The following is a 7,369-nucleotide window of genomic DNA, read 5'->3' as shown; positions in this document are numbered from 1 at the left end:
AAAATCCGCTGCTGAATGGAATGTTTTGTTATATTTGTAATGGCTTGGTGTTGGTGTAACGCCACTGAGAGCAAGCCGCAGAACGTTGTGTGTAATGTTAAAAAACCGCATATGAAAAGACGATATTTTAAAATATTTACATTATCACTTTTAATAATATTAACTTATACAACTTTAGTATATTATATTTCAAATTCTTTGCCAAATACATATGGTACTGAAATGAACGGAAAAAGAACTGAATTAGGTTTAAATCTAATTCAGGACAATTGGAAACTTGACAGTATTGAATCTTTTGAATATATTGAAAATGAAATATCAATTTCTAAATTCATTCTTCAAATAAAAAACGAAAAATTATTTTGTCAACATTGGTCAAATCAAAATCTAGACACACTAAAACCTTATCTTAAAGAGAAGAAAATATACTACACTAAAAGTTTTTGGCTTTGGAAAAACAGAATAGAAGCTGAAAATGAATATTTTATAAATCCAAAGTCAAAATATGAAAAAATAGTCTTAGACAGAACTTATGACTTTGGAATGAAAAAATGGTATAATAGCATTGATACATTAGCAACAGAATTAAAAATATTACAAGATTTTAGAAGAGCTGACAGTTTAGGTAATCATATGTATTTCTGTGCAACTGGAGATATTAATGAATCTTCAATTTTGTCAAATTCAGAAACTATTAAAGTTTTAAAAAATTGGAAATTAAAATAAACACTACACACAACAACGGTTTGCTTCAATGGCTACTTCCGGATTTTCCTGCGGAAAATCCGCTGCTGAATGGATTGTTTTGTTATATTTGTAATGGCTTGGTGTTGGTGCAACGCCACTGAGAGCAAGCCGCAAAACGTTGTAGGATATATTTGCTCAACTAAATCGAAAATTATTAACTAAATACAACGCAAATGAACAAACCAATGAAAATCAAACAACTATTATTATTTTTAACAGCTGTATTTTCCATAATAGCTTGCGAAAAAGATTTGTATGAAGATGCTATTCAACAAAATCAAGACAAGCAAATAAATATTAAGCAAATTTCATTAGAAAAGTTCAACTCAAAAATGAGACAGATGAAAAACAAACCTGATTTAGAAAGGTTTATGGTTTCATCTAAAAATAGTTCTTTACAAAGTAGAGCGGAAAGCACTTCAGAGTTTGAAATTGTTACAAGCGACATTAAAGAAATTACACAAGGCAACTATACATCTTACACAATGTATTTAAAAACGCCCGACACTACTAGTAACATATATAATATTACGATTGAAGAAATTGATGGTTACTCATCTTTTTTTATTACCAAATACATTCCTACAACATATTGGTTAGAAAATAAAGACCAACCTTTTGATGGTGAAATAATTACTTATAGAGAATCTAATACAAATTCAAGCGGAGCCAACACGCTACAAGAATATTTAGATTTAATTAATGGTGAATTATATGCAGGTGGTGCAGGTGGTGGTGGAAGTCTTTCCTTAACTGGTACTAGTAGTGGAACATCTTGGTCGTCAGGTTTAGGTGGTTCTCCAATATACCCGCAAAATTGTAATGGGACTGTTAAAACAGATTATATTTTAGAACCACATGCTTGTGTTAACGGACATATGCCTGGAGTATCCTGTGAATTTTTAAACCCCAGCTATCCGGAATATAATCCTAGTAATGGTCCATACTACGAATTAACACCCTATTATACTTGTGTACCAAATACAACAAGTAATGGTAATACTTCAGGTTCTGGAGATACTTCTGGTGGTAATACATTAGGTGGTGGCGGTAGTGGAAGTGGAACAGGTACTGGTTCAGGTGGCACAAGTACTGGTGCTGTAACGGGATCAATTACAACAATTGTAGATGAACCAACAAGTATACCTACAAAAAAGCCTTGTGTGTCTTTAAATGAAGCATTAGCTACCGATAAACAAAATTTAAATTATTACATAAACGACTTGGTAACTAAACACCAACAAAGTGTAAAAAATGAAGTTTCGTATTCGTTTGAAAAAGTACCACAATATGACACTATTACAGATGCTTATACGGCTTTTGGAAATTTTAGTGCTTCTTATAAAAATGGAGGTCCAACATCTGTAGCTATAGAAATAGGTAATCGTTGGTATTCATCCATACATCTACACCCTAAAGACCAAGAAGAAGCTTCTGGTATTTTTTCATGGCAAGATCTAAGAACTTTTGCTAATGCATACAACGAAGTTACAGAAGATTTAAAATCTGAAGTTTCAATGATTCTTGTGGCTCCTAATCCTCTAAATTTCAATGATTACAATGTCTATGCTTTAAAAGTTAAAGATATTAGTTTGCTTTCTCAAGCTGTTGCAAATGAATGGAACAGCTCTAAATGGCGTAACATAACAAATGAAAAGAAAAGACTTGAAGCAATACAAGAATCTTTAGGATTGGATTATGTTGCTAACAAAAATAATTTGGCACAATTTTTTCTACAAAAGTTTAGTAATTACGGTATTTCGCTCTTTCAATTGCAAAACAATCAATGGAAAGAATTGGTGTTAAACAACACTACAAATCAATTGGAAGAAAAACCATGTAACAATTAATAATATTATAATATGAAAAATATAATCAAAATAGTAGCTTTAATTCTATTTTCAACTGTAAATGGACAAATAACTAAACCATTAGAAAATTGTGGTGGTGTAGAAGAAAATGTTTATTATAAAGATTTTAACAATGTTTTAAATGATTTTGAAGGTACTTATGAATACAATGGTCCTGATTTTTATTTCAAATTAGTTTTACAAAAAAAAATAGCCGAAAATAATAATGTTTGGTGGACCGATTTATTAAAAGGTTCTTACCAGTATATTGCAAATGGTACAGAAGTTAATTTTTTGAGTGATCCAATGGCAAGTGATGACAATCCTGCAAGAGTACAAGCTAGATGGATCGTTAATGGAAATCCTAGATATTGCCCAGATTGTTTGCAAAATCAAAAGTGGCTAAGGGGATATATTTCTGATGATACTACAAATAAAAGTGCACAGTTTTTTATGGCAAAAAAAGTGGTTAATGGTGTAGAAGGCTTACAATTATGGTTAGCTATTTCTGCGGCAGCAAAAGAACCTTGGGAGTCAGACAATCCTATTTTTCTGCCAATAGGTGAGTTTTTTGTTAGGAAATTGTAATACAGCCTACAACCACAGTTTATAGCAATAGCGGCTTTCGAGTAAATTGAAAGTCGCTATTTTATTTGTATTAGAATTTTTATTATTTTTGGTTTACAACTTTAAAATAATAAAACTATGGCATCTACTTCAGAAACAGGTCATGCAAAAAATGTAGCCAACTTTCAAGATTTAATTGAATTTGTTACAGGCTATGGAGCAACTTACAATCCGTCAAAAAACAGTTTAAAACTTCCACAACTTATTGCGCTAAAAGCATCAGCCGATGCAAGTTTAGCCGATGTAATTGCAAAAAACACAAACTACAACAATAAAGTAAATGAACGTATAGTCGCATTCAGTGGTTTAAAATCATTTTCAACTCGTTTAGTTAATGCGTTACAAACTACCGATGCAACTGCCGAAACAATAGGCAACGCCAAAACATTTAATCGCAAAATGCAAGGTAAAAAAGCGTCTTCAACGCAAACTCAAACCGATACCAACACTCCTGCTCCTTCTACCATTTCTACAAGTCAACAATCATATGACCAACTCATTCAACATTTAGCTGGTTTAAACTCGGTTTTAGAAGCAGAATCAAGCTATACACCAAACGAAACCGATTTATAAGTTGCTACAATCCAAGCAAAAATTGCCAATCTAACAGCAAAAAATACAGCCGTTGCCACTGCATATACTAACATCAGTAATTCCAGAATTGCAAGAAACGAAACATTATATTCTAGTAGTACAGGATTAGTAGAAACCGCAAACGAAGTAAAAAAATACATCAAATCAGTTTTTGGTGCTTCAAGCCCACAATTTGCACAAGTAAAAGGGATAGAATTTAAAAAAATAAAGTTATAAATCTATCATAAAAGATTTCTTGCTACCACAAAAAGAAATAAAGAAACATCAATAAAACTTATTGCTACCACAATAAGTTTTATTCTGTTATCATTTAGAATTATTTCAACATTATTTAAAATTATTCAAACATCAAAAAGAAATATCAATACTTCATTTAGATTTATTTAATACGCATTAAGAAATATAGCAATTGCGAAAAGAAATATATTAACCGCAAAAAGATTTTTTGTAACTGCGAAAAAATAACAATTAAATATCTATAAAAATACAGCCTACAACATCGGTTTTGTTCAATGGCTACTTTAGGGAAAATTTACAGTAGTACATTAGTTTAATTTAATGGTTTAGTTATATTTGCAATGGCCTGATGTTTGTTCAACGCCACTGAAACAAAGCCGTGAAACGTTAGTGGCAATATTATCAAAAATCGTGATTAAAGACAGAAAAATAAAAATATTTGGAATAACATTAATTGTTTTGGGAACTCTATCCATAACTCTTTCACCTTATACTTTATATTTCTACTATTTACCTTTAATCATATTGATTGTTGGAATAATTTTAATCTGGCTAACAAATACTAAATTAATTACGAAAATTGCTTGCACAATATCTCCGATTGTATTTTACTCAATTTATACATATTTGTGGACTTTGTCTAATACTTTGCCTCCTGAAGTTTTTTTAATTCCAAAAGATTACAGAGGAAAAGTAAATATTTTATATAAATCTAATTGCGGAGTATTACTTACGGAAACTGAAAATAAATTAATTTATCAAATTCCAAATGATGGAATTCTAATTCTTAAAAATGAGCAAGAATTTGGATTTATTAATCAAGAATTCTATTTAGTAGACAAAAGTGGAAAAAAAACTAAACTACCAAAAATGGACGTAAGAGATTTTAATGAAGAATGGACGTTAGAAAAAAATCCAAACGAACCGTCAAGAAATCAACTTGGAATTTTCCATTGGGGAAGAACAGGAACTTTTGGAGAAACAACTGATATAAATGGAAAGAAAATTGACAATTATAAAGAATGTACCTTTCAAGAATTTTACATTTCAACTTATAATGATTTAGACAAAAAATACGGATTTAAATATGAACGAAGTTTTGATTCTATTAGAGAAGCAAAATTAAAAAAATACTGCCACTAACAGCGGTTTGCTTCAATGGCTACTTCCGGATTTTCCTACGGAAAATCCGCTGCTGAATGGAATGTTTTGTTATATTTGTAATGGCTTGGTGTTGGTTCATCGCCACTGAAAGCAAGCCGCAGAAACGTTGTGCGTCATTATAAAGAAAAACATCGAAACAATGAAAAAGATAAAATACGCAATATTAATGTTGACCTTTCCAACATTATTGTTTGGACAGACTGAACATTTGGTTCAACCAAATACTGCCGACCCCTTAAGTGGTACACCAAATAATTTCCACTTTATTTATACTAATCAAAGTATTACACAGAAAAATAAATTATTCTTGTTTTTTCCCGGGACAGGAGCAGTTCCTTTTAATTATCAAGAAATTCTGAAGCACGCTGCTAACCTTGGTTATCATTCAATTGGTTTAACCTATCCAAATAACGATGCAATTAATCAAATTTGTTTAACTACGACAGACACAACTTGCCACAGCAGAGCCAGATTAGAAGTGTTTGACGGAATTGACAGACATTCAGCTGTAAACGTAGATGCAAACAACTGTATTGAAAGAAGAACTTTGAAGCTTTTAGAGTATTTAAACACCACATATCCAACAGAAAATTGGGGGCAATATTATAATGGAAGTCAAATAAATTGGGAAAAAGTAATAGTAAGTGGACATTCTCAAGGCGGTGGACACGCAGGAATTATCTCAAAAATAAAACAAGTTGAAAGAGTTGTAATGTTTGCTGCTATGGATTGGATAACATTGCTTAACAGGAATGCTGACTGGATAACTTGGAATGGACAAACCCCTTACAACAAATATTATGGTTTCACCCACCAAAATGACGAAGCAGTGGATTTTAATAAAATTCAAACGACTTGGGCTAACTATGGTATGAATAGTTTTGGCAGTTTAATATTAGTTGACACAACGTCTATTCCCTACAACAACTCTCATCAATTATACACATTACTTACTCCTGCAAATGACCCCACAAAATTTCACAACTCAGTAGTGGTTGACGTACATACGCCAATGAATAACAATTTGCCAATTTATGCACCTGTATGGACTTATATGATTGAAGGCAATGATTCATTAACTTCTATAAGCGAAACATTATCAAACTCCAATATTTTAGTTTATCCAAATCCGACAACCTCTTATATAAATTTAAAAGGCACAGAAAGTTTCAATTTAAATTATAAAATATATAGTTCACAAGGACAATTAATTAGAATAGGAGAAGTTGATAACTCAATCATTGATTTGACATATCTAAACAAAGGGGTTTATATATTACAACTATATCAAGAAAATAATTTGAGAACATTTAAATTGATAAAAGAATAACGAACGCACAACAGCACCTACCCAAAAGTGGCGGTTCAGTGGTTAAATCAAGCTTTGTGCTTCTATCAAAGTTTGTGCTTGGTTGACAGTGAATCGCTTCGAAATCGCCACCTTCGGGTAGCTGCAAAACGTTGTGCATCAGTTTCGTGAAACGCATAAAAATCAAAAATAATTTCAATAATAAAATATGAATTTGAAATATAAATTAAAGGAAAATGATTACTTACAAATGCAACTTTATTTTTTCAAAGAAAATAATACTTTAAGAAAAATAATAATTAAAAATTTAATAGCTTGGTTTGTTATTTTTCTTGTAATTATTTTAATACTATATTTTAGTAATCAAAAATTTGGAGCTGTAATATTTATAATCGGAGCAATTCTTGTTTTGACTGTTAATCCTTTTCGAATTAAAAATATATACTTTAATAGATTAAAAAGAGAATCTAAAGTTTATGAAAAAAAATTAATGAATTAATTTCTGTTGAATTTATAGATAATTATGTTTATATTGATAGAATTGAAAAACAAACTAAAATTAATATTTCTGAAATTGAAAAAATAATAGAAACAAAGCAACACTTTTTCATAAAATTTACACTTGAAGTTATAATAATTCCGAAAACTGAAATTGATAATCAAGATTTCCTTAAAAAGGAGTTATTAAATTTAACTAAAAAACTTAATATTGAATTAGAAAATCAATTGAATTGGAAATGGTAAAAAACCGAATGCACAACAGCGGTTTGCTTCAATGGCTATTTCCGGATTTTCCTACGGAAAATCCGCTGCTGAATGGAATGTTTTGTTATATTTGTAA

9 protein-coding genes are annotated in these 7,369 nt (G+C 30.6%); 8 read left to right on the top strand and 1 reads right to left on the bottom strand.

Annotation, left to right across the window (positions count from 1 at the left end):
- Positions 1-111 precede the first annotated feature (111 nt).
- From GFJ99_RS12965 to GFJ99_RS12950, 4 genes are all read left to right on the top strand, one after another.
- Positions 112-726, top strand: a complete 615-nt coding sequence (locus tag GFJ99_RS12965; RefSeq protein WP_153209437.1) for a hypothetical protein — start codon at positions 112-114, stop codon at positions 724-726.
- A gap of 194 nt (positions 727-920) precedes the next feature.
- Positions 921-2,597: a hypothetical protein gene (locus GFJ99_RS12960; RefSeq protein ID WP_153209435.1), complete on the top strand. Its 1,677-nt coding sequence runs from the start codon at positions 921-923 to the stop codon at positions 2,595-2,597.
- A gap of 12 nt (positions 2,598-2,609) precedes the next feature.
- Positions 2,610-3,185, top strand: a complete 576-nt coding sequence (locus tag GFJ99_RS12955; protein ID WP_153209433.1) for a DUF6705 family protein — start codon at positions 2,610-2,612, stop codon at positions 3,183-3,185.
- 117 nt (positions 3,186-3,302) lie between these two features.
- Positions 3,303-3,797, top strand: coding sequence for a hypothetical protein (locus tag GFJ99_RS12950; protein ID WP_238990111.1), 495 nt, complete (start codon positions 3,303-3,305; stop codon positions 3,795-3,797).
- On the opposite strand, the gene GFJ99_RS13790 is transcribed toward GFJ99_RS12950, so the two are convergent.
- Positions 3,770-3,958 (bottom strand): hypothetical protein, encoded by a 189-nt coding sequence (locus GFJ99_RS13790; protein WP_238990110.1) that lies wholly within the window; start codon positions 3,956-3,958, stop codon positions 3,770-3,772. The genes GFJ99_RS12950 and GFJ99_RS13790 overlap by 28 nt on opposite strands.
- 487 nt (positions 3,959-4,445) lie before the next feature.
- Between GFJ99_RS13790 and GFJ99_RS12945 the strand changes: the two genes are divergently transcribed.
- The 4 genes from GFJ99_RS12945 to GFJ99_RS13925 all read left to right on the top strand — a co-directional run bounded on the left by GFJ99_RS12945 (position 4,446) and on the right by GFJ99_RS13925 (position 7,272).
- The gene (locus tag GFJ99_RS12945; protein WP_153209431.1) at positions 4,446-5,198 is read left to right on the top strand and encodes a hypothetical protein; all 753 of its coding nucleotides are present in this window, start codon (positions 4,446-4,448) and stop codon (positions 5,196-5,198) included.
- 160 nt (positions 5,199-5,358) lie between these two features.
- Positions 5,359-6,549 (top strand): T9SS type A sorting domain-containing protein, encoded by a 1,191-nt coding sequence (locus GFJ99_RS12940; RefSeq protein ID WP_153209429.1) that lies wholly within the window; start codon positions 5,359-5,361, stop codon positions 6,547-6,549.
- 193 nt (positions 6,550-6,742) lie between these two features.
- Complete coding sequence (locus GFJ99_RS12935; protein ID WP_153209427.1) at positions 6,743-7,027, top strand: hypothetical protein; 285 nt, start codon at positions 6,743-6,745, stop codon at positions 7,025-7,027.
- The gene (locus GFJ99_RS13925) at positions 7,015-7,272 is read left to right on the top strand and encodes a YcxB family protein (protein WP_370454343.1); all 258 of its coding nucleotides are present in this window, start codon (positions 7,015-7,017) and stop codon (positions 7,270-7,272) included. The genes GFJ99_RS12935 and GFJ99_RS13925 overlap by 13 nt, the downstream gene beginning before the upstream one ends.
- The last annotated feature ends 97 nt before the right edge of the window (positions 7,273-7,369 follow it).

Source organism: Flavobacterium sp. LMO6 (assembly GCF_009495795.1).
In the GTDB taxonomy this organism is placed as follows: domain Bacteria; phylum Bacteroidota; class Bacteroidia; order Flavobacteriales; family Flavobacteriaceae; genus Flavobacterium.
This window is presented reverse-complemented; position numbering and strand designations above follow the sequence as displayed.